Origin of the sequence: Curtobacterium sp. UCD-KPL2560 (genome assembly GCF_001705035.1) — a bacterium.
Taxonomy (GTDB): Bacteria; Actinomycetota; Actinomycetes; order Actinomycetales; family Microbacteriaceae; genus Curtobacterium.
Window position 1 is genome coordinate 1 of the sequence record NZ_MCIG01000026.1, and the last position, 20,658, is coordinate 20,658.

The following is a 20,658-nucleotide window of genomic DNA, read 5'->3' on the forward strand; positions in this document are numbered from 1 at the left end:
GGTGGGCGGCTGGCGCCGTCGGTTCGGGTGGCCGGGCGGCGTCCATCCTGACACCGTGCCGCGCGCGCGTCCGAACCCCGCGGGGTCCGGACGACACGGGACGCAACATTGCAGGACGCAACAGTGTCGGACCCGAGGTGCAACGCGGGTGCGTGCCGGGTATTCCCCGGTGCGTCCGGGAGGCGCGGTGCGGCGCCGCTGGGCCGGTCGCGGCGCGCGGGTGGTCCGGTCGGGCGCGGGGGCGCGCCGCGGCTCAGGTGGTCGGGAGCGCGCGGGCGGCCCGCGTGGCGACGGCGGCCACGGCGAGCGCCGCGCCGAGGAACACCACCGCCAGGATCGCCCACCCGACCGTCCCCATGTCGATCGCCGTGACCGTGACGACGGTCGGCGCGAGCATCGCCGCCACGGCGTAGCCGGTGCCGTACACGCCCTGGTAGGCACCGATCCGGTCGGCCGGTGCGAGCTCGAAGCTCAGCGCCCAGCCGGCGGCGCTCGAGGTGATCTCGGCGAGCGAGTGCGCGACCGCCGCCACGACCAACACGGCCGCCGCGACCGCGACCGGCACCCAGTCGTCCCCGCGCACCCACCCGGCCGCCGCCCACAGCCCGCACGCGACCGCCATCACCCAGCCGGCGTGCCGCATCACCCGCGCCGCGCCCGCCACGGTGTCGGTACCGCGGCTCATCCGCACCTGGAGCAGGACCACGGCCACGGTGTTCACGAGCAGGAGCGGCGACACGAGCACGTCCGGTGCCACCGTGTGCTGGACGACCCAGAGCGGCACCGCGACCTCGAACAGTCCGAACTGCATGCCGAACACGCCCGTCAGGGCCGACACCGCGAGGAACCGCACGTCACGGTAGGGGCTGCGGCCCGCGGGCTCCCGGCGGAGGATCGTGCCGGTGTCGGTGCGCTCGGCGGGGGCGGGGTCGACGCGTGCCGCCCGGAGTCCGGCGACGAGGAACGCCGACGAGACGAAGAGCAGCCCCGACACGACCATCGTCACGCGGTACGCCTCGCCCGTCCCGATCGCGAGGGGGATCGCCGCGAGCGCCGTACCGACGCCGATGCCGACGTTCGTCACGGTGCGCATGGTCGCGCGCACCCGGACGCGGTCCGGTCCCGGGAAGGCCCGGCCGACCGCGGCACTGCGGACCGAGCCGCCGCCCTGCTGCGCGAGCGTGACGACCGAGGCCGTGAGGATCAGCGTCGGGAGGTCGTGCACGAGCACGTAGGCGACGAGCGCCGTGCCCTGGACGACGTGCAGCCAGACGAGCATGCGACGGGCGCTGTACCGGTCGGCCAGGTGCCCGAAGACCAGCGAGGACGCGACGCCGACCGCACCGGCCACCGTGAGCCCGAGGCCGACCGCGACCGGGGGGATGCCGACGATCGTGATGAGGTAGAGCGACGTCAGCGTGAAGAAGGCGCCGCGGCCCAGGGTGTCGACGAGCGTGACGGTGAGCAGGCGTCTGAGCGTGGTGTCCCGGCGGACGAGTTCGCGGATCGGGACCTGCTGCTCGGCGGTGCTCATCCCACAGTTCTGGCAGGGACGGGGGTGCCGTGCGAACGGATGTAGGTTCGGGCTTCATGATCCGCTACCGCCTCGAACCGTCGGACGTGTCGGCCGTCCGGTTCGGGATCTCGCCGCTGTCCGAACTCGGGCTCGGACTCCGCGCGTTCCGGGAGCCGGAGCGGTACCCGTTGCAGCGCCCGTGGACCGATCGCGTCGCGGGGGTCCTGCCGTTGCTCGACCGCGAGGTCCTGTCCGGGCTCGTCGACGACCGCCGGTGGGTGGCGGACTTCGTGAACCCGCGGCCCGACTCACCGCTGACGTCGTTCGACGACGAGCTCCGTGCCCTCGGTCGGATCCGGCCGGAGCGGCTCCGCGGGGACCTCGAGCGCGTGCACGGCACGGTCCCCGCGGTGTTCGCCGGACGCCACGACCGCGTGGTCGAACGGCTCCAGCAGGCCCTCGCGACGACGTGGGAGCTGTGCTTCGCGCCGTACTGGCCGCGGATGCGCCGCGTGCTGCAGGCGGACGTCACCCACCGCGGCCGGGTCGCTGCGCACGAGGGGGTCGGCGCGGTGCTCGCCGGGCTGTCCGAGAGCGTGCGGTTCGACGGCCGGCACGTGGACGTCCGCCTGAGCAGTCCGATCGCCCGGGACCGGCCCGTGCAGGGCGAGGGGCTCACGCTCGTGCCGTCCGTGTTCGTCGTCCGGGCGTCGACGCCGATCGACGACGACCTGCCCCCGACGGTGATGTACCCGGCCCGCGGGCAGGGGGCCATGTGGTCGACCGCGTCCCACCCCGACGCCGGAGCCGTGCGGGACCTGCTCGGCCGGACCCGGGCGGCGCTGCTCGAGGCCCTGGGCGAGCCGTCGTCCTCGACCGACCTGGCGATGCGCTTCGGGGTGTCGACGTCGGCAGTGAACCAGCACCTGCGCGTGATGGAGCGCGGCGGGCTGCTCAACCGCACGCGGTACGGCCGGGCGGTCCTGTACTACCGCAGCACGGTCGGCGACGCGCTCCTCCGGCGGGAGTGACCGCCGCCCCTCAGTCCTCGGGGTCGAGCCGGCCCAGCCACGAGCGCAGCACGTCCTCGAGCAGCCGCTGCTCACGCGCGGGGACCAGGTCGAGCAGTCGCCGCTCGTTCGCCATGTGCGCCGTGAAGGCCGCGTCGATCAGCTGCAGCCCGGCCGCTGTGAGGCGCACCGCCCGGCCCCGACCGTCGGCGTCGCTCACACGCCGCACCACGAGCCCGGAGCGTTCGAGCCGGTCGAGCCGTTTCGTCATCCCACCGCTGGTCACCATCGTGGAGGCGGCGAGGTCGCCGGCGCTCCGCTCGTAGGGTGCCCCGGCCCGACGCAGCGCCGCCAGGACGTCGAACTCCCCTTCGCTGAGGCCGTGCTCGGCGTACACGGCAGTGATCTCCTCGGTGAGCCGCGCCGCCAACCGGTGCAGGCGTCCGACGACCCCCTGCGGCGCGACGTCGACGTCGGGACGCTCGCGGCGCCACTCCTCCTGGATGCGCGCGACCCGGTCCTGGCGTTCGTCGTCTCCGTCCACGAGCACCACTGTACCTTCCCGGGAAGCTATGTTGTCTTCCATGGAAGACAACAATCGGTGGATCCTCGTCGCGGCGCTGGCACCCGTCCTGTGGGGCAGCACCTACTTCGTCACGAGGACGTTCCTCCCACCCGGTGCCCTCTGGGGCGGGACCCTCCGCGCGCTCCCGGCGGGACTCCTCCTGCTCGCGATCGTCCGGCGGGTGCCGCACGGCTCCTGGTGGTGGAAGGCCGTGGTGCTCGGCGTGCTGAACGTCGGCGGGTTCTTCGTGCTCGTGTACCAGGCGGCGCAGCTGCTGCCCTCGAGCATCGCGTCGACCGTCATGGCGACCGCACCGATCACCCTCGCGCTCCTGGCGTGGACCGTCCTCGGCGAGCGTCCGTCCGGGTGGCGCCTGGCCGGGGCCACCGTGGGCATCGGCGGCGTCGCACTGCTCCTCCTCGGCGGGGCCGGGCACGTCGACGGCACCGGTGTCGTGACGTCGGTCGCGGCGATGGTCGCGTCCTCGCTCGGTTTCGTCCTCGGCAAGAAGTGGAACCCGGAGGTCGGTGTCCTCCCGTCCACCGCGTGGCAGCTCGTCCTCGGGGGCATCGTCCTGCTGCCGGCCGCGTTCCTCGTCGACGGTCCGCCGCCCCACCTCGGGCCGGCGGCACTCGCGGCCACCGTGTGGCTCACGCTCGCCGCGACCGCCGTCGCGTACCTGACGTGGTTCACGGCACTCGACCACCTCCGCGGGGACGTGATCGGACTGGTCGGGTTGCTCAACCCGGTCGCCGGCGTGCTGCTCGGCGTGATGGTCGGTGGCGAAGCCCTCGGGACGCGTCAGCTGATCGGCCTCGGGCTCGTCCTGACCGGCATCGCCGGACCGCTGCTGCTCGGACCGCGGGGAACCACCACGGTGGCTCCCGCCGCGCGCGCACACCCCTAGCGGTCGAACAACCCACCGAGGAAGTCGCCGCCGAGGTTCGACGCCTGCTCCCCCAGACCGCCGACCTGCTCACCCAGACCACCGACCTGCTCGCCCAGACCGCCGGCCTGCTCGCCGACGCCCGCGACCTGCTCACCCAGCCCGCCGGCCTGCTCGCCGAGTCCGCCGAGGAACTCCCCGCCACCGGCGGCGATGCCCTCGAAGTCGACGCCGAGGTCCGCGGCACCCGCGAGGACCGGCCCGGCAGCGGCACTGAGGACCGCTCCCCCGGCGACGGCGACCGCGAGGCCGCCGACCGCCATCGCACCGGCACCGACCGCCGCGCCGCCCGCGAAGGAGCCACCCCGGCCGCCGAGGGCACGCCGGAGGAGTCCGGGCTGCGCGACCTCGGCGCGGGTCGCCGCACGGGCCATGCCGCCGGCGGAGTCGTCGCGCAGGTGCTCGTGCGGCGGCAGCTCGGAGTTGAGACGGTCCCGGACCTGCTGGCGCTGCTCGGGCGTGAGCCGGGCGAAGGCGTCGTGGTGGATCTGCTCGAGACGCTCCGGGGGCGCCGTGCGGAGCAGGTAGTCGTACTTCGCGAGGGCGACCGCGTCCGGGTCGGCCTGCCCGCGCTGCTGCGGTCGCTGACCGTGCTGCTGCTGCGGCTGTCCGTACGACTGCTGGCCGTGCTGCTGCGACTGTCCGTACGACTGCTGGGCGTGCTGCTGCGGCCGCTGCCGGTCGTCGCCCGTCAGCTTGTCCGCCGCGCCGCGGACGATGTTGCGCCAATCGGTCCCACCCGACGACTGCGGGGTCGCGGAGTCCGGGCTCCCCTGCCCGCGCTGCTTCTGCATCTGCTTGTCGATGACCTTCGAGGCCATGCCGAGGATCCGGTTGAGGTTCGCCATGACCCAACCTTTGTGATCACACATGTGAGCACTCAGCATCGCAGCCGTGCCCCAGCCGTCGAACGCCTGCGCATCCCCTGAGGCAGGCGTCGGCACCCGACAGTTCCCGCGTGGACACCCGCACGTGGTACATCACCGGACACTCCGGTAGTCTCTCCGCGGCTGCGGGACCGCCGGACCGCAGCCAGGCGGACGAGCGAGGCCCGGACCTGCAGCAACAGATCCGGGCCTCAGTTCGCCTTCCGAGTGGAAAGCCAGGGATGCATCACCATCCCCGAGCTCGTCGCTCGGATCGATGGTAGCCGAGCCCGCTCGGCACCGCATCCCTGACCGGAAGCTCCTCGTGTCCGCCGGCGACGACACCGGGAGGTCATCGATGTCGCGAGACGACGACGACCGGACCAGGCGTCAGGCGTTGTGGCTGGGGGTCGCGAGCTTGCTCGTGAACTCCGTCCGGCTCCTGGTCGACCTGCTCCGCAAGGGCTAGGGAAGGGGGTGCCCCTCGTCGCAGCCGGCGGCGAGGGGCACCCCCGCCGTCAGGCCAGCAGCCGCGCCAGGAACGCGTTGCGGAACCGCCCGGTCGGGTCGAGGGCCCGCGCGAGGGCCGCGAAGTCGTCGAGCCGCGGGTACGCCTCGTGCAGGCGCTCGACACCCGCTGCGGAGACCTTGCCCCAGTGCGGCCGAGGGTCGAACGGCGCGAGGACCTCCTCGATCCGCTCGACCGCCGCCGCGACGGCCGCGGGGTCCCGACGGAAGGTGAAGTGCAGGCCCACCGACTGCCGACCGGTCGAGGGCGCGAGCCACGCGGTGTCCGCGGCGATCGTCCGGACCTCGGCGGCGATGAGGATCGGCGCGAACACGTCGTGCAGCGGGCGGAGCGCCTCGAGCGCGGCGACGGCGGACGCCGCCGGGACGAGGTACTCCGCCTGGATCTCCGCGCCGGTGGACGGCGTGAAGGTCGACCGGAAGTGCGGCAGCCGCTCGGACCACGGCCCGGGGACGCCGCCCTGCTCGGTGACGCCGGCGGTGTCGTTCTCCCCGGGGTGCACGGGCCCGGTCGCGCGTCGAGCACCGAGCGCGACGAGGTCGACCGACGGCGCGTGCTCGTCGACGCGGTGCTTCGTCCAGACCTGGCGGGCGCCGCGGTCGTCGAACGCCGTGAACAGCGAGACCGAGTAGGCGTCCGACACCACCGCCTCGAAGTGTCCGAGCACCGCGTCCCACGGCAGGTCGAGGTGCACGGTCGTCGCGACCCGGAACGTCGGCTCGATCGCGAGCTCGACCGCGGACACGACGCCGAGCGCGCCGAGCGCCACCCGGTGCGCGTCGAGCGCACCGTCCGGCGAGGACGCGTCGACGACCGCGAGCGAGCCGTCCGCGCGGACGACCTCGAGTCCGACCACCGCCTGCGCGAGCGAGGGGTTCCGGACGCCCGAGCCGTGCGTCCCGGTCGCGACCGCACCGGCCACCGAGATGTGCGGCAGGGACGCGAGGTTCGCGAGAGCCCAGCCACGGGCCTCCAGGCCGGCGGCCACCTGCGCGTGCGTCATGCCGGCGGCGACCCGCACCACCCGACGCTCGGCGTCGACGTCGAGCACGGGCGGCAGCCCGGCGAGCGTGACCTGGACGGCGTCGGTGTCGGCGATCTCGTTGAACGAGTGCGTCGAGCCGAGCGCCGTCAGGCGCGGCGTGGCCGCGACGAGCTGCTGCAGGTCCGCCACCGAGGTGGGGCGGGCCAGCGCGGAGGCACGGTACGTGACGTTCCCGGCCCAGTTGGTGCGCGTCGTCGCGGCCACGGTCACGGTCCTAGAACCCGCGGTCGAGCCGGTGCCACGCCTGCTGCAGGCGGAGCTCGTCCGTGAACGCGCGGGCGGTGGTGTGCTCGTCGATGACCAGGAACTCGGTGCCGACCATCGTCGCGAGGTCCTCGACCACCTGCAGGCCCACGGCCGTCGTCATCACGGTGTGGTGCGCGGCCCCGGCGGTGAGCCAGGCCTCCGCGGCGACCGGGAAGGACGGGCGCGGCTCCCACACGGCACGGCCGACCGGGAGCTTCGGCAGCGCCTCGGTCGGGGGCACCACGTCGACGACGTTCGCGGTGAGGCGGAAGCCGTCGCGGGTGTCGGACAGCGCGACGACCACGGCCTCGCCGGCGTCGGCGGTGAAGACCAGGCGGACCGGGTCGTCCTTGCCGCCGATGCCGAGCGGGTGGACCTCGAGCGTCGGCGTCGCGGTGGTGAGCGTCGGTGAGACCTCGAGCATGTGGGCGCCGAGGATCTTCTCCGCACCCGGGGTGAGGTCGTACGTGTAGTCCTCCATGAGCGACGCGCCACCGGGAAGCCCGGCGCCGGCGACGTTCATCGCGCGGACCAGGACGGCGGTCTTCCAGTCGCCCTCCGCGCCGAAGCCGTAGCCGTCCGCCATCAGCCGCTGCACCGCGAGGCCGGGCAGCTGCTTGAGCGTGCCGAGGTCCTCGAAGTTCGTGGTGAACGCGGCGCTGTCGTTCTGCTCGAGCAGGGCGCGGAGGCCGAGTTCGATCGCGGCCCCGTCGCGGAGCGCGTCGTGGCGGTCGCCGCCGTTCCGCAGCGCCGGGACCACGTCGTAGTCGCGCTCGTACGACGCGACGAGGGCGTCCACCGCCGCGGTGTCCGCCTCCGCGTCCGCGACCGCGGCAGCGAGCTCGTTCACGGCCCAGGTGTTCACCTGCACGCCGAGCTCGATCTCGGCCTCGGTCTTGTCGCCCTCGGTGACGGCGACGTACCGCATGTTGTCGCCGAAGCGCGTGAGCTTGAGCGACCGGACGGCGGCGGCACCGGCCGCGGCACGGGTCCAGTCGGACACGCGCTGCTGCACGCGCGGGTCGGACACGTGGCCGACCGCGGTCGCGTGGCGGACGCCGAGGCGCGCCAGGGCGTACCCGAACTCGCGGTCGCCGTGCGCGGCCTGGTTGAGGTTCATGAAGTTGAAGTCGATGTCGCCCCACGGGAGCGTGACGTTCGCCTGCGTGTGCAGGTGCAGGAGCGGCTTCGTGAGGGCCTGCAGGCCGCCGATCCACATCTTCGCCGGGCTGAACGTGTGCATCCACGTGGTGACGCCGATGACCTTGTCGTCGCTGCTGGCCTCGATGAGCGCGCGGCGGATGCCGTCGGCGTCCTTGAGGACGGGCTTCCACACGAGCTTCACCGGCAGCGCTCCGGCGAGCTCGGCGTGCACGGCCCGGCTCTGCTCCTCGACCTGGCGGAGGGTCTCCTCGCCGTACAGGCCCTGCGACCCGGTGAGGAACCAGACCTCGTAGCTGTCCAGGGTGGCCTGGGGGTTCACCTGCGTCATCGCATGGCTCCTTCGGGGTTCTGTCCGTAGACGTTCTGGTAGCGATCGAAGAGTCGATCGACGTTCTCCGGCGCGATCGGGACGAGCTCGCCGCCCTGCTTCGCGATGTGCACGGTGCGGGCGACGTCCTCGCACATGACCGCGGCCTTGACGGCGTCCTTCGCGTCCTTGCCGATCGTGAACACGCCGTGGTTCTGCATGAGCACCGCGCGGGAGCGGTGGCCGGCGAGGGTGTCCACGATGCCGCGGCCGATCGAGTCGTCGCCGATGATCGCGAACGGTCCGACCGGGATCGGGCCGCCGAACTCGTCCGCCATCGCGGTGATCACGCAGGGGATCTCCTCGGCGCGGGCCGCCCACGCGGTCGCGTAGGTCGAGTGCGTGTGCACGACCCCGCCCACCTCGGGCATGTTCCGGTAGACGAAGGCGTGCGCGGCGGTGTCGGAGGACGGGCCGTGCGCGTTGCCCCACCCCTCGGCCGGCACGCCGTCGAGGGTGCAGACGACCTGGTTCTCCGGGGTGAGGTCGTCGCTCGACACCCCGCTCGGCTTGATCACGAACAGGTCGGTCCCGGGCACGCGCTCGGACACGTTGCCGCCGGTCCAGATGACCAGGCCGTAGCGGACGAGCTCGCCGTGCAGGCGGGCCACGCGCTCGCGCGCGCGGGCGACGGCCGCCTTCGTCTCCTCGGTCGGCGCGCTCGGCGCGGTCGGGGTCGGGTCCGTCATGCGGCTGGCTCCTGCTCGGTCTGGAGGCGCGGCTCGGCCTCGTCGGTCGGCTCGGCCTGGTCGGCCGGTGCGTCGGTGCGGGTGGTCGCGGCCGCCACGGCCTGCACGGGCAGGGCCGCGCGGTAGCGGTCGAGGTAGGTCCGGAAGCCCGCGACGTCGGTCGGGTCGGGTTCGGCCACGTGCACGGCGTCGCCGCCGAACACGGTGTCGGCCAGGAAGTCGGCGAGCGTGCGGTCGGTGTGCTCGAGGTACGCCGCGAGCACGGCGATCCCCCACGCACCGCCCTCGCCCGCGGTCTCCTCGAGGGCGACGGGGACGCGCAGGGCCGCCGCGAGCAGGCGCTGCGGTGCGCCCGGGGTCCGGAAGAGCCCGCCGTGCGCGGTCATCCGGTCGACCGCGACGTCCTCGCCGTGCAGGACCTCCATGCCGATCGCGAGGGTGGCGAACGCGCCGTGCACCTCGGAGCGGACGAGGTTGCCGAGCGTGAACCGGGCGCCGGGGGTGCGGAGGAGCAGGGGGCGCCCGTCCTCGACGCCCGTGACGGGTTCGCCGGCCAGGTAGTTGAAGGAGAGCAGCCCGCCCGCGTCCGGCTCGGCGTCGGCGGCCTCGGCGAGCAACGTCGCGTAGACGTCGTCGATCGCGACGGCTGCGCCGCCCGTGCGCTCGCTCGTCGCCTGGGCGAAGCGGCCGAACACCCGTGCCCACGCGGCGATCTCGCTCGCGCCGTTGTTGCAGTGCACCATCGCGACGGCGTCGCCGGACGGGGTGGTGACCACGTCGAGCTCCTCGTGCGGCGTGCCGAGGGGACGCTCGAGGACGACCATCGCGAAGATGCTCGTGCCGACGCTGACGTTGCCGGTGCGGGGTGCGACGGCGTTCGTCGCGACCATGCCCGTGCCGGCGTCGCCCTCCGGCGGGCAGAAGGCCACGCCGGGCTGCAGGGTCCCGGTCGGGTCGAGCCACGCGGCGCCCTCGGGGGTGAGCGCGCCGGCGTCCTCGCCCGCGACGAGCACCTCGGGCAGCAGGGCGCGGAGGTCCGGGACCGCCTCGCCGAGCAGCTCCTGCGTGGTCGCCAGCATGTCGTGGTCCCAGTCACGGCGACCGGGCTCCCCCGGGCCGCTGTCGACGGGCGCGCTGTCGATCGGGAAGACGCCGCTCGCGTCGCCGACGCCGAGGACGTCCTGCCCGGTCAGACGGCGGTGCACGTAGCCGGCGAGGGTCGTGATGCCGGCGACCTGCGCCACGTGCGGCTCGTCGTCGAGGACGGCCTGCACGAGGTGCGCGATCGACCAGCGCTGCGGCACGTTGAAGTCGAGCGCGGCGCTCAGCCGTTCGGCCGCGGGGCCGGTCGAGGTGTTCCGCCACGTGCGGAACGGCACGAGCAGCTCGCCGTCCTGGTCGAACGGCAGGTAGCCGTGCATCATCGCGGAGACGCCCGCGGCGCGGAAGCTCGTCGGTCGGACGCCGTACTGCCGTTCGACGTCGGCGACCAGGTCGGCGTAGGCCGCACGGAGCCCGGTCTCGACGGCGAGGAGCGAGTAGGTCCACCGTCCGTCGACGTACTCGTTCTCCCACTCGTGGGACCCGGCGGCGATCGGGACGAGGTCCTCGTCCACCAGGCACGCCTTGATGCGGGTCGACCCGAGCTCGATGCCGAGCGTCGTCCGCCCGTCCTCGACCTGTCGTCGGCGGTCGTCGCTCATGTGTCCTCCTGAGACCTCGTCGTCCTCCGTGAGCGCTCACATCCTGGCACGTGAGCGCTCACTCGCGCAACGTGCGACTCGCCGTGCGGGCGGCAGGTGTCGCGTGGGGCCCTCGGCGACGACCAGCGCGGCTAGGCGCTGCGCCGCACCACCAGCTCGGGCAGCAGCAGCGTCTCGTCGCGCGGCTCGCCCTCGACCAGGGCGCGCACGGACTCGAGCACCCGCTGCCCCATCGCCATGAAGTCCTGCCGCACGGTGGTGAGCGGCGGGGTGAAGTGCGCGGCCTCGGGGACGTCGTCGAACCCGACCACCGCCACGTCGTCGGGCACCCGGAGGCCGTCGTCGGCGAAGGCGTGCAGGACCCCGAGCGCCATCTGGTCGTTCCCGGCGAACACCGCGTCGACGACCGCGGTGTCGATCTGGCGTGCGGCCGCGAACCCGCTCGCGGGGGTCCAGTCGCCGTCGAGCACGACGGGGGTCAGGCCGGCCTCGCGCATGATCCGCACGTAGGTGTCGCGGCGGACCTCGGACTCCTGCGACACGGCGGGACCGGCGACGTGGACGACGTGCCGGTGCCCGCGGCCGAACAGGTGCTCCATGACGAGGGTCGTGCCGGCGGCCTGGTCGATCGCGACCGCGGCGACGCTCGGCGCCACCGGGGTGCGGACCGCGTCGCGCTGCACGGCGTTCGCGACCACGACCGGGACGGTCACCGGGATCGTCAGCGACTCGAGGGCCGCGAGCACGCGGTTGTCGGCCGCGACGAGCACGATCGCGGCGACGTCCTGGGCGAGCAGCGTGGTGAGCGCGCCGGACAGGTCGGCGGGCCGAGGGGCGTCGGGCAGCGTGGACAGCAGCACGTGGTAGCCGGCGGACCGTGCGGCGCGTTCGAACCCGATCGAGGTGCTCGACGGCCCGTACAGCGCGTCGCCCGCGGTGATGATGCCGAGCGCCCGGCTCCGTCCGCCGGCGAGGGCCCGGGCGGCGGCGCGGGGCCGGTAGCCGAGCGCCGTCACGGCGTCGGTGACCTGCGAGCGGAACTGCTCGCGGACCGTCGGGTCGCCGTTGATCACCCGGGACACCGTCTGGTGGGAGACGCCCGCGCGCTCGGCGACGTCGAAGATCGTGGGGGCCTTGCGGCGTCTGCCGCCGGCACTCCCGAGCGCGGTCGTGGTCGTCACGTGGCAGAGCGTACCGCCCGGGTCGTCCGGCTCCGCAACCCCTCCGAGCGGTGGCGAGCGGGCCCCGGTGCCCGCTGCGGGAAGCCGCACGCCCCGCCGGAACATCCCGTCACCGCGACGGGGGAGTTGACACCCCGGCACGGAACACCCCATCATGTGAGCGCTCACACGAGCACATCCCAGCGGGGCACAGCAGCCCCAGCACCTGAGCGCGTCGACGTCGACGCGAGAGGAACAGAGGTACTTCGATGATGAAGCGCAGGATCATCGCGGGGGTCGCGGCCCTCGGCATCGCGTTCTCCCTGGCAGCATGCTCGGCCGGTGGCCGTGGTGCGACCGACAGCGGCGCCGGCAGCGGCGACAACAAGGGCGCGCTCGTCGGCGTGGCCATGCCCACCAAGGTCTCCGAGCGGTGGATCAAGGACGGCGACGCCGTCAAGAGCGACCTCGAGAAGGCCGGCTACAAGGTCGACCTCGAGTACGGCGACAACAAGGTCCAGCAGCAGGCCCAGCAGGTCAGCAACATGATCACCAAGGGCGCGAAGGTCCTGATCATCGCGTCGATCGACGGTGGCGCCCTGTCCGACCAGCTCGACGCCGCCGCCAAGGCCGGCATCAAGGTGATCTCGTACGACCGCCTGCTCACCGGCAACAAGAACGTCGACTACTACGTGTCGTTCGACAACGAGAAGGTCGGCGTCGACCAGGCCAACTCGCTGCTGACCGGCCTCGGGCTGCTCGACAAGGACGGCAAGAAGACGGACGAGAAGGGTCCGTTCAACATCGAGGTGTTCGCCGGCTCGCCCGACGACAACAACGCCACGTTCTTCTTCAACGGCGCGATGAAGACCCTCAAGCCGTACCTCGAGGACGGCACGCTGAAGATCGGCTCCGGCCAGGACGGCTTCACGCAGGCCGCCACGCAGCAGTGGGACCCGGCGACCGCCAAGGCCCGCATGCAGAACCTCGTCGCGAAGTCGTACTCCGGCGGCACCAAGCTCGACGGTGTCCTGTCGCCCTACGACGGCATGTCGATCGGCATCATCTCGGCCCTGCAGGGCGCCGGCTACGGCTCGGGTGACCGTCCCCTCCCGGTGATCACCGGTCAGGACGCCGAGGCCGCCTCGGTCAAGTCGATCATCGCGGGCCAGCAGTACTCCACCATCTACAAGGACACGCGCAAGCTCGCGAAGCAGTCCGCGACGATGGCCGAGGACCTGCTCGCCGGCAAGAAGCCCGAGGTCAACGACACCAAGAGCTACGACAACAAGGTCAAGGTCGTCCCGACCTACCTGTTCCAGCCCACGGTCGTCACGAAGGACAACTACAAGGAAGTCCTCGTCGACTCGGGGTACTACACCGAGGCCGACCTCAAGTAGGTCCTGCCCCATCTGACGGACAGGAGGCGCGGTGCCAGCGCGCACCGCGCCTCCTGTCCGTCTCCACCAGCGCGCGCACGCGCGCACGACGGAAAGGCGTCCACATGGCGGACACCATCCTCGAGATGCGGGACATCACCAAGACCTTCCCCGGGGTCAAGGCCCTGCAGGGCGTCAGCATCGAGGTCGAGCGCGGTCAGGTCCACGCGATCTGCGGCGAGAACGGCGCGGGCAAGTCCACGCTGATGAAGGTCCTGTCGGGCGTCTACCCGCACGGCTCCTTCGACGGTGAGATCCTGCTCGACGGTCAGCCGGTGAAGTTCGGCTCCATCAACGACTCCGAGGCCGCGGGCGTGGTGATCATCCACCAGGAGCTCGCGCTCAGTCCCTTCCTCTCGATCGCCGAGAACATCTTCCTCGGCAACGAGCGCGCCACCGGCGGGCTCATCGACTGGAACAAGACGAACCTCGAGGCCGCGGCGCTGCTCAAGCGCGTCGGGCTCAAGGACAACCCGGTCACGAAGATCGTGGACATCGGCGTCGGCAAGCAGCAGCTCGTCGAGATCGCGAAGGCGCTGTCCAAGGAGGTGAAGCTCCTCATCCTCGACGAGCCCACCGCCGCGCTGAACGACGACGACTCCGAGCACCTGCTCGAGCTGATCCGCACGCTGCAGGCCGAGGGCATGACGGCGATCATCATCAGCCACAAGCTCAACGAGATCAAGGCGATCGCCGACAAGGTCACGATCATCCGCGACGGCCAGACCATCGAGACCCTCGACATGCACGCCGGCGAGGTCTCCGAGGACCGCATCATCCGCGGCATGGTCGGTCGCGACCTGTCCAACCGGTACCCGGAGCACGAGCCGAAGATCGGCGAGGAGCTCCTGCGCATCGAGGACTGGACCGTCCACCACCCGCTCGACGCCTCGCGCGAGATCATCCACCAGGCCAACCTCACGGTCCGCGCGGGCGAGATCGTCGGCATCGCCGGGCTCATGGGCGCCGGCCGCACCGAGCTCGCGATGAGCGTCTTCGGCCACTCGTACGGCGCCGGCATCTCGGGCACCGTCTACAAGCGCGGCGTGCCGATCAAGACGAACACCGTGACCCGGGCGATCGACAACGGCATCGCCTACGCGACCGAGGACCGCAAGCGCTACGGCCTGAACCTCATCGACGACATCAAGCGGAACGTCTCCGGCTCGGCGCTCGGGAAGCTCGCCCAGTGGGGCTTCGTGAACGGCTCGAAGGAGACGACCGTCGCCGGCCAGTTCCTGAAGAGCATGAACATCAAGGCGCCGTCGGTGAACGCGGTGACCGGGAAGCTCTCCGGCGGCAACCAGCAGAAGGTCGTCCTGTCGAAGTGGATGTACGCCGACCCCGACGTGCTCATCCTCGACGAGCCGACGCGCGGCATCGACGTCGGCGCGAAGTACGAGATCTACACGATCATCAACCAGCTCGCGGACCAGGGGAAGGGCATCATCGTCATCTCCTCGGAGCTGCCGGAACTCCTCGGCATCTGCGACCGCATCTACACGCTCTCCGAGGGCACGATCACCGCTGACGTGCCCCGCTCCGAGGCCACGCCCGAGGTCCTCATGCAGTACATGACCCAGGAACGGGAGACCACCGTCAAATGAACGCGCTCAAGTCCGCCGCCGGCTACCTCACCGGGCAGCTCCGACAGATCGGCCTGTTCATCGCGCTGATCGTCATCGTGATCTTCTTCCAGGCGACGACCGGCGGGATCACCCTCGCGCCGATCAACGTCTCGAACCTGATCGTCCAGAACAGCTACATCCTCATCCTCGCCATCGGCATGGTGATGGTCATCATCGCGGGCCACATCGACCTGTCGGTCGGCTCGGTCGTCGCCTTCACGGGCGCCATGGCCGGCGTGATGATCACGCAGTGGGGCATCCCGTGGCCGATCGCGGTCGTCCTGTGCCTCGTGCTCGGTGGCCTCGTGGGCGCCTGGCAGGGCTTCTGGATCGCCTACTTCGGCATCCCGGCGTTCATCGTGACCCTGGCGGGCATGCTCGCCTTCCGCGGTGCGGCGCAGATCGTCCTGCAGAACCAGCAGATCTCACCCTTCCCGGACGGCTTCCGCTCGCTCGGCTCCGGCTTCCTGCCGTCGTTCGGCACCTCGGGCTACGAGCCGCTGACGATGATCCTCGGCTTCGCGGCCGCCGCGATCATGGTCGTCGTCTCGCTGCGCGGTCGCGCCACCCGCCGCAAGTACCAGCTCGAGAGCGAGCCGCTCGTGTGGTTCCTCGTCAAGCTCGCGTTCGGCGTCGTGCTCGTCGTCTACGTGTCGCTCCTGCTCGCCAGCTACAACGGCACCCCGATCGTGCTCGTCGTGCTCGGCCTGCTCGTGGTCGTCTACTCGGTCGTCATGCGCAGCGCGGTCTTCGGTCGCCACGTGTACGCGATCGGTGGCAACGCCCTCGCGGCGCAGCTGTCCGGCGTGAAGACCAAGCGCGTCACGTTCCTGCTCTTCGTGAACATGGGCGTCATCGCGGCCCTGGCGGGCGTGGTCTTCACCGGCCAGCTCAACCTCGCCGCCCCGGGTGCCGGCAACGGCTTCGAGCTCGACGCCATCGCGGCCGTGTTCATCGGTGGCGCAGCCGTCACCGGCGGCATCGGCACGGTGCCGGGCGCGATCATCGGTGGTCTCATCATCGGCATCCTGAACAACGGCATGTCGATCCTCGGTGTCGGCACCGAGTACCAGTCGCTCATCAAGGGCCTGGTGCTGCTCGCCGCCGTCGCGTTCGACGTGTTCAACAAGCGTCGGGCGGCGTCCGCGCGCAAGTAGGGGTCTCCCCTCCCCCGGATGGAGCAGGAGACGTCGGGTCGCCGTCAGGCACCCGACGTCTCCTGCTCCATCGCTGCGTTGCGGGGGCGTCAGGACGTCAGGACCGCCCACCCCGCGGCCGGGAGGCGCAGGGTCCCGTCCCGCAGGTCGCCACCGCCCGCCTCGACCCGCGTCGCGTCGGCCGCGGGCACCTCGACCGGCTCGTCCGCCAGGTTCAGGGCGGTCACCACGGCGGCGTCCGCGGTCGCGGTCCGGAGCACGACCGCGGTGTTCGTCAGGTGCACGACGTCGGTGTGCGCCCGGTGCAGCCACGGCATCCGCCGCCGGAGTGCGACGAGCGCCTGGTACGTGCGGGTCAGGTCGGTGGGCTCCGGCGGCACCGCGGGCAGCGCCGGACGCACCGCGTCGTCCCCGCCCTCGCGCTCCTCCTTCACGGCGGTCCAGCCGTACTCGTCGCCCGCGTAGACCACGGGCGTGCCGGCCACCGTGAACAGCACCGCGGCGGCGTGCGCGGCGAACCGCTCCCCCACCGCGCTCGCGATGCGCGTCACGTCGTGGTTGCCGACGAACGTGGTGGGGACGAACGTGCCGAGCAGGGCGTCGTGCCGCTCCACAGCGTGCGCGAGCTCGAAGCAGTTCCGGTCGGCGATGCCGTGCCAGATCCCCTGCCACAGCTCGTACTGCGTGACCGAGTCCATCGTCGACGCGGTCACGATCGCCGCGGCGTCGCCGTGGATGACCTCGCCGCTGCACCAGGCGTCCGGGAAGCGTTCGCGCACGCGCGGCAGCACCCGGGCCCAGAACGCCGGCGGCACCGCGTAGGCCGCGTCGAGCCGCCACCCGTCGACCCCGCGGTCGAGCCAGTACGTCATCACCTCGACGACGAGGTCCTCGGTCGCCCGGCTGTCGTGGTCGAGGGCGACGAGGATGTCGTGCCCCTCGAAGTCGGCGACGGGCACGGGGTCGCCCGCGCTCCAGCCCGACCGGTCGACGGCGAACAGGTCGACGGTCGGGGCGTCCGGACCCTGCTCCTCGAGGGCGCGGAACGCGGGGTGCTCCCGCCCGACGTGGTTGAACACGCCGTCGAGCAGCACCCGGACGCCACGCTCGTGCGCCGCCGCGACGAGTGCGGTGAGGTCCGACTCGTCGCCGAGCCGCGGGTCGACGCGGAAGTGGTCGACGGTGTCGTAGCCGTGGGTGCTGCTCGCCGAGACGGGCCCGAGCAGCAGGCCGTTCAGCCCGAGGTCGACCACGTGGTCCAACCAGCCCGTCAGCCGGTCGAGTCGGTGCTCGACCGGCCGCTCGTCGACGGGGGTGTCGGGGCGCACCGCGGCGTCGACCGCGCCGAGCGGGTACACGTGCCACCACATCGCGTGCTCGACCCAGGCGGGCTCCTGCCGGGGTGCGGGGCGGCCGGGGGCGTCGTCGTGACGGTCGGTGTCGGGACGGTCGGTGGCGGTGCGCTCGGTGTCGTCGGTCACCGGGACGATGCTGCCACCCGTACCTGGGCTGTGCGCCCGGGTGGACAGCGGGACGAGGATGGACGCATGGGACGAGCGATCAGGACGGCCGCCGACGCCGAGGCGGTCGAGCAGGCCCACGGCGAGCGCACCTGCGCCGCGTGCGGGCGACGGATGCCGTCCTCGGCGGGGCCGGACACGAAGTGGTGCTCGGCGGCCTGCCGGAAGCACGGCGTCGACGCCACCGACCGGGCACTCGAACAGCGCATCGACGAGCTCCTCGCGGCGCGCGCCCGGACCGCGAGCATCTGCCCGTCCGAGGTCGCACGGTCCCTCGAGCCCGACGACTGGCGGCCCCTGATGGAGCCGGCACGACGGGCCGCCCGGCGCATGGTCGCCCGCGGCGAGGTCGAGATCACGCAGCACGGCAGCGTCGTCGACCCGTCGACCGCGAAGGGACCGATCCGGATCCGGCGTCCCCGGTAGGGAACACCCGTCACCCGCGGGCGTTGCAGTCGGGGATGACCTCGACCACGCGCACCACCACCGACCAGACCTCCGACCGGCCCGAAGCGCTCGTCGTGGGGGCCAGCGGCATCACCGGCTCGGCGCTCGTCGACCACCTGCTCGACCTCGGCTGGCGGGTGACGGCGCTGTCCCGCAGGCCGCTCACCCGGGACGGCGTCCGGACCGTCGCCGCCGACCTCCGCGACCCGGACTCGCTCGCCGCGGCACTCGCCGACGAGCGGCCGACCCACGTGTTCTTCACCGCGTGGCAGCGCCAGGACACCGAGGCCGAGAACATCCGCGTCAACGGCGGCATGGTCCGTGACCTCCTCGCGGCGCTCGCACACGCACCCCTCGCCCACGTCGCCCTGGTCACCGGGCTGAAGCACTACCTCGGCCCGTTCGAGGCGTACGCCGCCGGGGTCGTCCCGGACACGCCCTTCCACGAGGAGGAACCGCGGCTCGACACCCCGAACTTCTACTACGCGCAGGAGGACGAGCTGTTCGCGGCCGCCGCGCGCCAGGGCTTCACGTGGTCGGTGCACCGTTCGCACACCGTGATCGGCCACGCGGTCGGCAACGCCATGAACATGGGCCTCACGCTCGCGGTGCAGGCGACGCTCGTCAAGGAGCTCGACCTCGACTTCGTGTTCCCCGGCAGCGCGGCCCAGTGGAACGGGCTCACCGACATGACCGACGCCGGACTCCTCGCCGAGCACATGGTCTGGGCGGCGACGAGCCCCGAGGGCGCGGACGAGGCGTTCAACGTCGTCGACGGCGACGTCTTCCGCTGGCGGTGGATGTGGCCCCGGCTGGCCGCGCACCTCGGGGTGGACCCGGCGCGGGTCGTCGGCTTCGCGGACCGGTCGCGACCGCTCGAGGAGCAGATGGCGCCGCACGTGTCCGCGTGGCCCGCGATCGCCGAGCGGCACGGCCTGGTGGAGTCGGACGTCACACGCCTGGCCTCGTGGTGGCACACCGACGCCGACCTCGGGCGCGAGATGGAGGTCGTCACCGACATGGGCAAGAGCCGCGAGGCCGGGTTCACCGGGTACCGCCGCACGGACCGCGCGTTCGCGGAACTGTTCGACCGGTACCGCGCGGACCGACTGGTCCCGTAGCCCGCGGGCCACTGCCTGGCGGTCGGCCGACCCAGCGGTCGGCCCGCGCCTGCACCGCCGGTCGTCGTACCCCGTTCTCGTGGACGGGGTACACGAACCTCCGGCTGGGCCGCGAGCGGGTGGGAGGCCCGTGGTTGTGTCAGGTGCACAGGCGCCGGGGTCCCTCGGCGGATCCCCGCAGGAAGGAAGCACCATGTCGCTCGCAGACAAGGCCAAGGACGTCACGCAGAAGGTCGTCGGCAAGGTCGAGGAGACCGTCGGCAAGCACACCGACGACGCCGAACTGACCCACCAGGGCCAGAAGGACCAGGTCATGGGCGAGGCTCGCCTCGACAAGGAGAAGGCCAAGGACGCGTTCGAGGGCAAGTGACCCTCGCTCGACCCTGACGCCCGCACCGTTCGTCGGTGCGGGCGTTCGTCGTCTCAGAACGCGTAGCGGATGCGGCAACTCGGCAGGTGCTCGGCGACCAGCTCGCGGAACCGCTCGACGAGCTGTCCCTTCATGCCCGACCGGTACCGGACGTTCACGGCGCCGTTCTGGGACACCTTGCGCTCCTGCAGGTCCGGGCGCCACAGCAGGTCCTCGGCCTTCGGGTGCCAGCCGAGGTTGACCTCGTGCAGCGGCTCGTTGTGGGTGAGGAAGATCACCTCGGCCGCGAGCTGCGCCTTGGCCGCCGGGGACAGGACGTCGTCGACCTGCCGGAGCAGCTCGGTCCAGTCGGCCTCCCACGTGGGGGTGAGGACGACGGGCGAGAAGTTGAGGTGCACCTCGTACCCGGCCTCGACGAAGTCGTTCACCGCCGCGATCCGTTCGGCGATCGGCGAGGTGCGGATGTCGGTGACCTTGGCCGTCTCGTGCGGCATGAGCGAGAACCGGATGCGCGTGCGGCCGAGGGGGTCCCAGTCGAGCAGGTCGCGGTTGACGTACTTCGTGGCGAAGGAGGCCTTGGCGGTCGGGCTCATCCGGAACAGGTCGCACAGGTCGCGGACGTTGTCGCTGATCACCGCGTCGACCGAGCAGTCGCTGTTCTCGCCGATGTCGTACACCCACGCCTCGGGGTCGCACTGGTTCGGCTCGGTCTTCGGCCCCTGCTTCGCGATGTTCCGCGCGAGGTGCGCCGTGATCTGCTCGATGTTCGCGAACACCGTCACGGGGTTCGAGTACCCCTTGCGCCGGGGCACGTAGCAGTAGGCGCACGCCATCGCGCAGCCGTTCGCCGTGGACGGGGCGATGAAGTCCGCCGAGCGGCCGTTCGGCCGGGTGACGAGGGACTTCTTCACGCCGAGCACGAGCGCCTCGGTCTTGATCCGGACCCACCGCTGCACGTTGCGCTCGTCGCCGTGCACCTCGGGGATCTGCCAGTGCGACGCGACCGGGACGATCTCGGCGTCCGGCCACCGCCCGACCACCTCCTGCCCCCGGGGCAGTGCGAGCGCCGCGTCCTCGGCGTAGATGCGTCGGACGTCGAGCATCGGGCGCACGCGTGGTTCCGTCATCGGCTCCTGTCTACCGGGCACCGCCGACACCGCCTGGCAGACT

The 20,658-nt window shown here is 72.2% G+C and carries 18 protein-coding genes; 8 read left to right on the plus strand and 10 right to left on the minus strand.

Annotated elements, in window-relative coordinates; translation table 11 throughout:
* Window positions 1-253 precede the first annotated feature (253 nt).
* Window positions 254-1,534: an MFS transporter gene (locus BEP24_RS08090; RefSeq protein ID WP_065962162.1), complete on the minus strand. Its 1,281-nt coding sequence runs from the start codon at window positions 1,532-1,534 to the stop codon at window positions 254-256.
* A 56-nt stretch (window positions 1,535-1,590) separates the two neighbouring features.
* Here BEP24_RS08090 and BEP24_RS08095 point away from each other — a divergent pair, with 56 nt between their 5' ends.
* Entirely contained in the window at window positions 1,591-2,547 is a 957-nt protein-coding gene (locus tag BEP24_RS08095; RefSeq protein ID WP_065962164.1) for a DUF5937 family protein, read from the plus strand.
* Between the two features lie 10 nt (window positions 2,548-2,557).
* Here the strand turns inward: BEP24_RS08095 and BEP24_RS08100 are convergent, their stop codons facing one another.
* Entirely contained in the window at window positions 2,558-3,070 is a 513-nt protein-coding gene (locus BEP24_RS08100) for a MarR family transcriptional regulator (protein ID WP_253181635.1), read from the minus strand.
* A 40-nt stretch (window positions 3,071-3,110) separates the two neighbouring features.
* Between BEP24_RS08100 and BEP24_RS08105 the strand changes: the two genes are divergently transcribed.
* Window positions 3,111-3,998 (plus strand): EamA family transporter, encoded by an 888-nt coding sequence (locus BEP24_RS08105; RefSeq protein ID WP_065962168.1) that lies wholly within the window; start codon window positions 3,111-3,113, stop codon window positions 3,996-3,998.
* Here BEP24_RS08105 and BEP24_RS08110 read toward each other — a convergent pair.
* From BEP24_RS08110 to BEP24_RS08140, 6 genes are all read right to left on the minus strand, one after another.
* Window positions 3,995-4,885: a hypothetical protein gene (locus BEP24_RS08110; RefSeq protein ID WP_065962170.1), complete on the minus strand. Its 891-nt coding sequence runs from the start codon at window positions 4,883-4,885 to the stop codon at window positions 3,995-3,997. The genes BEP24_RS08105 and BEP24_RS08110 overlap by 4 nt on opposite strands.
* 536 nt (window positions 4,886-5,421) lie before the next feature.
* On the minus strand, window positions 5,422-6,681 hold the full coding sequence (locus BEP24_RS08120) for an FAD-binding protein (protein ID WP_065962226.1): 1,260 nt from the start codon (window positions 6,679-6,681) through the stop codon (window positions 5,422-5,424).
* 10 nt (window positions 6,682-6,691) lie between these two features.
* Window positions 6,692-8,215 (minus strand): L-arabinose isomerase, encoded by a 1,524-nt coding sequence (gene araA, locus BEP24_RS08125; protein ID WP_065962174.1) that lies wholly within the window; start codon window positions 8,213-8,215, stop codon window positions 6,692-6,694.
* The gene (locus BEP24_RS08130) at window positions 8,212-8,943 is read right to left on the minus strand and encodes an L-ribulose-5-phosphate 4-epimerase (RefSeq protein ID WP_065962176.1); all 732 of its coding nucleotides are present in this window, start codon (window positions 8,941-8,943) and stop codon (window positions 8,212-8,214) included. The genes araA and BEP24_RS08130 overlap by 4 nt, the downstream gene beginning before the upstream one ends.
* Complete coding sequence (locus tag BEP24_RS08135; protein WP_065962178.1) at window positions 8,940-10,646, minus strand: FGGY-family carbohydrate kinase; 1,707 nt, start codon at window positions 10,644-10,646, stop codon at window positions 8,940-8,942. Before BEP24_RS08135 ends, BEP24_RS08130 begins: the two co-directional genes overlap by 4 nt.
* Before the next feature lie 131 nt (window positions 10,647-10,777).
* Window positions 10,778-11,827: a substrate-binding domain-containing protein gene (locus BEP24_RS08140; protein WP_065962180.1), complete on the minus strand. Its 1,050-nt coding sequence runs from the start codon at window positions 11,825-11,827 to the stop codon at window positions 10,778-10,780.
* A 248-nt stretch (window positions 11,828-12,075) separates the two neighbouring features.
* Here BEP24_RS08140 and chvE point away from each other — a divergent pair, with 248 nt between their 5' ends.
* From chvE to mmsB, 3 genes are all read left to right on the plus strand, one after another.
* Complete coding sequence (chvE, locus tag BEP24_RS08145; protein WP_065962182.1) at window positions 12,076-13,206, plus strand: multiple monosaccharide ABC transporter substrate-binding protein; 1,131 nt, start codon at window positions 12,076-12,078, stop codon at window positions 13,204-13,206.
* Window positions 13,207-13,310: 104 nt separating this feature from the next.
* Window positions 13,311-14,852 carry a multiple monosaccharide ABC transporter ATP-binding protein gene (gene mmsA, locus BEP24_RS08150; RefSeq protein WP_065962184.1) on the plus strand — a complete coding sequence of 514 codons (1,542 nt, stop codon included), beginning with the start codon at window positions 13,311-13,313 and terminating at the stop codon, window positions 14,850-14,852.
* Window positions 14,849-16,030: a multiple monosaccharide ABC transporter permease gene (gene mmsB / locus BEP24_RS08155; protein ID WP_065962187.1), complete on the plus strand. Its 1,182-nt coding sequence runs from the start codon at window positions 14,849-14,851 to the stop codon at window positions 16,028-16,030. The genes mmsA and mmsB overlap by 4 nt, the downstream gene beginning before the upstream one ends.
* Before the next feature lie 89 nt (window positions 16,031-16,119).
* On the opposite strand, the gene BEP24_RS08160 is transcribed toward mmsB, so the two are convergent.
* Complete coding sequence (locus BEP24_RS08160) at window positions 16,120-17,400, minus strand: alpha-amylase family glycosyl hydrolase (protein WP_065962228.1); 1,281 nt, start codon at window positions 17,398-17,400, stop codon at window positions 16,120-16,122.
* Window positions 17,401-17,577: 177 nt separating this feature from the next.
* Between BEP24_RS08160 and BEP24_RS08165 the strand changes: the two genes are divergently transcribed.
* The 3 genes from BEP24_RS08165 to BEP24_RS16995 all read left to right on the plus strand — a co-directional run bounded on the left by BEP24_RS08165 (window position 17,578) and on the right by BEP24_RS16995 (window position 19,488).
* Entirely contained in the window at window positions 17,578-17,976 is a 399-nt protein-coding gene (locus BEP24_RS08165; protein ID WP_065962189.1) for a DUF3253 domain-containing protein, read from the plus strand.
* Window positions 17,977-18,011: 35 nt separating this feature from the next.
* Window positions 18,012-19,118 (plus strand): SDR family oxidoreductase, encoded by a 1,107-nt coding sequence (locus tag BEP24_RS08170; RefSeq protein WP_065962191.1) that lies wholly within the window; start codon window positions 18,012-18,014, stop codon window positions 19,116-19,118.
* A gap of 193 nt (window positions 19,119-19,311) precedes the next feature.
* Window positions 19,312-19,488: a CsbD family protein gene (locus BEP24_RS16995; RefSeq protein ID WP_139197513.1), complete on the plus strand. Its 177-nt coding sequence runs from the start codon at window positions 19,312-19,314 to the stop codon at window positions 19,486-19,488.
* A 53-nt stretch (window positions 19,489-19,541) separates the two neighbouring features.
* Here the strand turns inward: BEP24_RS16995 and BEP24_RS08175 are convergent, their stop codons facing one another.
* Complete coding sequence (locus tag BEP24_RS08175) at window positions 19,542-20,615, minus strand: spore photoproduct lyase family protein (RefSeq protein ID WP_065962193.1); 1,074 nt, start codon at window positions 20,613-20,615, stop codon at window positions 19,542-19,544.
* Between the last annotated feature and the right edge of the window lie 43 nt (window positions 20,616-20,658).

What these genes read in the sequence shown, in the direction of transcription:
- BEP24_RS08090 (WP_065962162.1), bottom strand. Translation starts at nt 1,534, where the DNA reads ATGAGCACCGCCGAGCAGCAGGTCCCGATCCGCGAACTCGTCCGCCGG.
- BEP24_RS08095 (WP_065962164.1), top strand. Translation starts at nt 1,591, where the DNA reads ATGATCCGCTACCGCCTCGAACCGTCGGACGTGTCGGCCGTCCGGTTC.
- BEP24_RS08105 (WP_065962168.1), top strand. Translation starts at nt 3,111, where the DNA reads ATGGAAGACAACAATCGGTGGATCCTCGTCGCGGCGCTGGCACCCGTC.
- BEP24_RS08110 (WP_065962170.1), bottom strand. Translation starts at nt 4,885, where the DNA reads ATGGCGAACCTCAACCGGATCCTCGGCATGGCCTCGAAGGTCATCGAC.
- araA (WP_065962174.1), bottom strand. Translation starts at nt 8,215, where the DNA reads ATGACGCAGGTGAACCCCCAGGCCACCCTGGACAGCTACGAGGTCTGG.
- BEP24_RS08130 (WP_065962176.1), bottom strand. Translation starts at nt 8,943, where the DNA reads ATGACGGACCCGACCCCGACCGCGCCGAGCGCGCCGACCGAGGAGACG.
- BEP24_RS08135 (WP_065962178.1), bottom strand. Translation starts at nt 10,646, where the DNA reads ATGAGCGACGACCGCCGACGACAGGTCGAGGACGGGCGGACGACGCTC.
- chvE (WP_065962182.1), top strand. Translation starts at nt 12,076, where the DNA reads ATGATGAAGCGCAGGATCATCGCGGGGGTCGCGGCCCTCGGCATCGCG.
- mmsA (WP_065962184.1), top strand. Translation starts at nt 13,311, where the DNA reads ATGGCGGACACCATCCTCGAGATGCGGGACATCACCAAGACCTTCCCC.
- mmsB (WP_065962187.1), top strand. Translation starts at nt 14,849, where the DNA reads ATGAACGCGCTCAAGTCCGCCGCCGGCTACCTCACCGGGCAGCTCCGA.
- BEP24_RS08160 (WP_065962228.1), bottom strand. Translation starts at nt 17,400, where the DNA reads ATGTGGTGGCACGTGTACCCGCTCGGCGCGGTCGACGCCGCGGTGCGC.
- BEP24_RS08165 (WP_065962189.1), top strand. Translation starts at nt 17,578, where the DNA reads ATGGGACGAGCGATCAGGACGGCCGCCGACGCCGAGGCGGTCGAGCAG.
- BEP24_RS08170 (WP_065962191.1), top strand. Translation starts at nt 18,012, where the DNA reads ATGACCTCGACCACGCGCACCACCACCGACCAGACCTCCGACCGGCCC.
- BEP24_RS16995 (WP_139197513.1), top strand. Translation starts at nt 19,312, where the DNA reads ATGTCGCTCGCAGACAAGGCCAAGGACGTCACGCAGAAGGTCGTCGGC.
- BEP24_RS08175 (WP_065962193.1), bottom strand. Translation starts at nt 20,615, where the DNA reads ATGACGGAACCACGCGTGCGCCCGATGCTCGACGTCCGACGCATCTAC.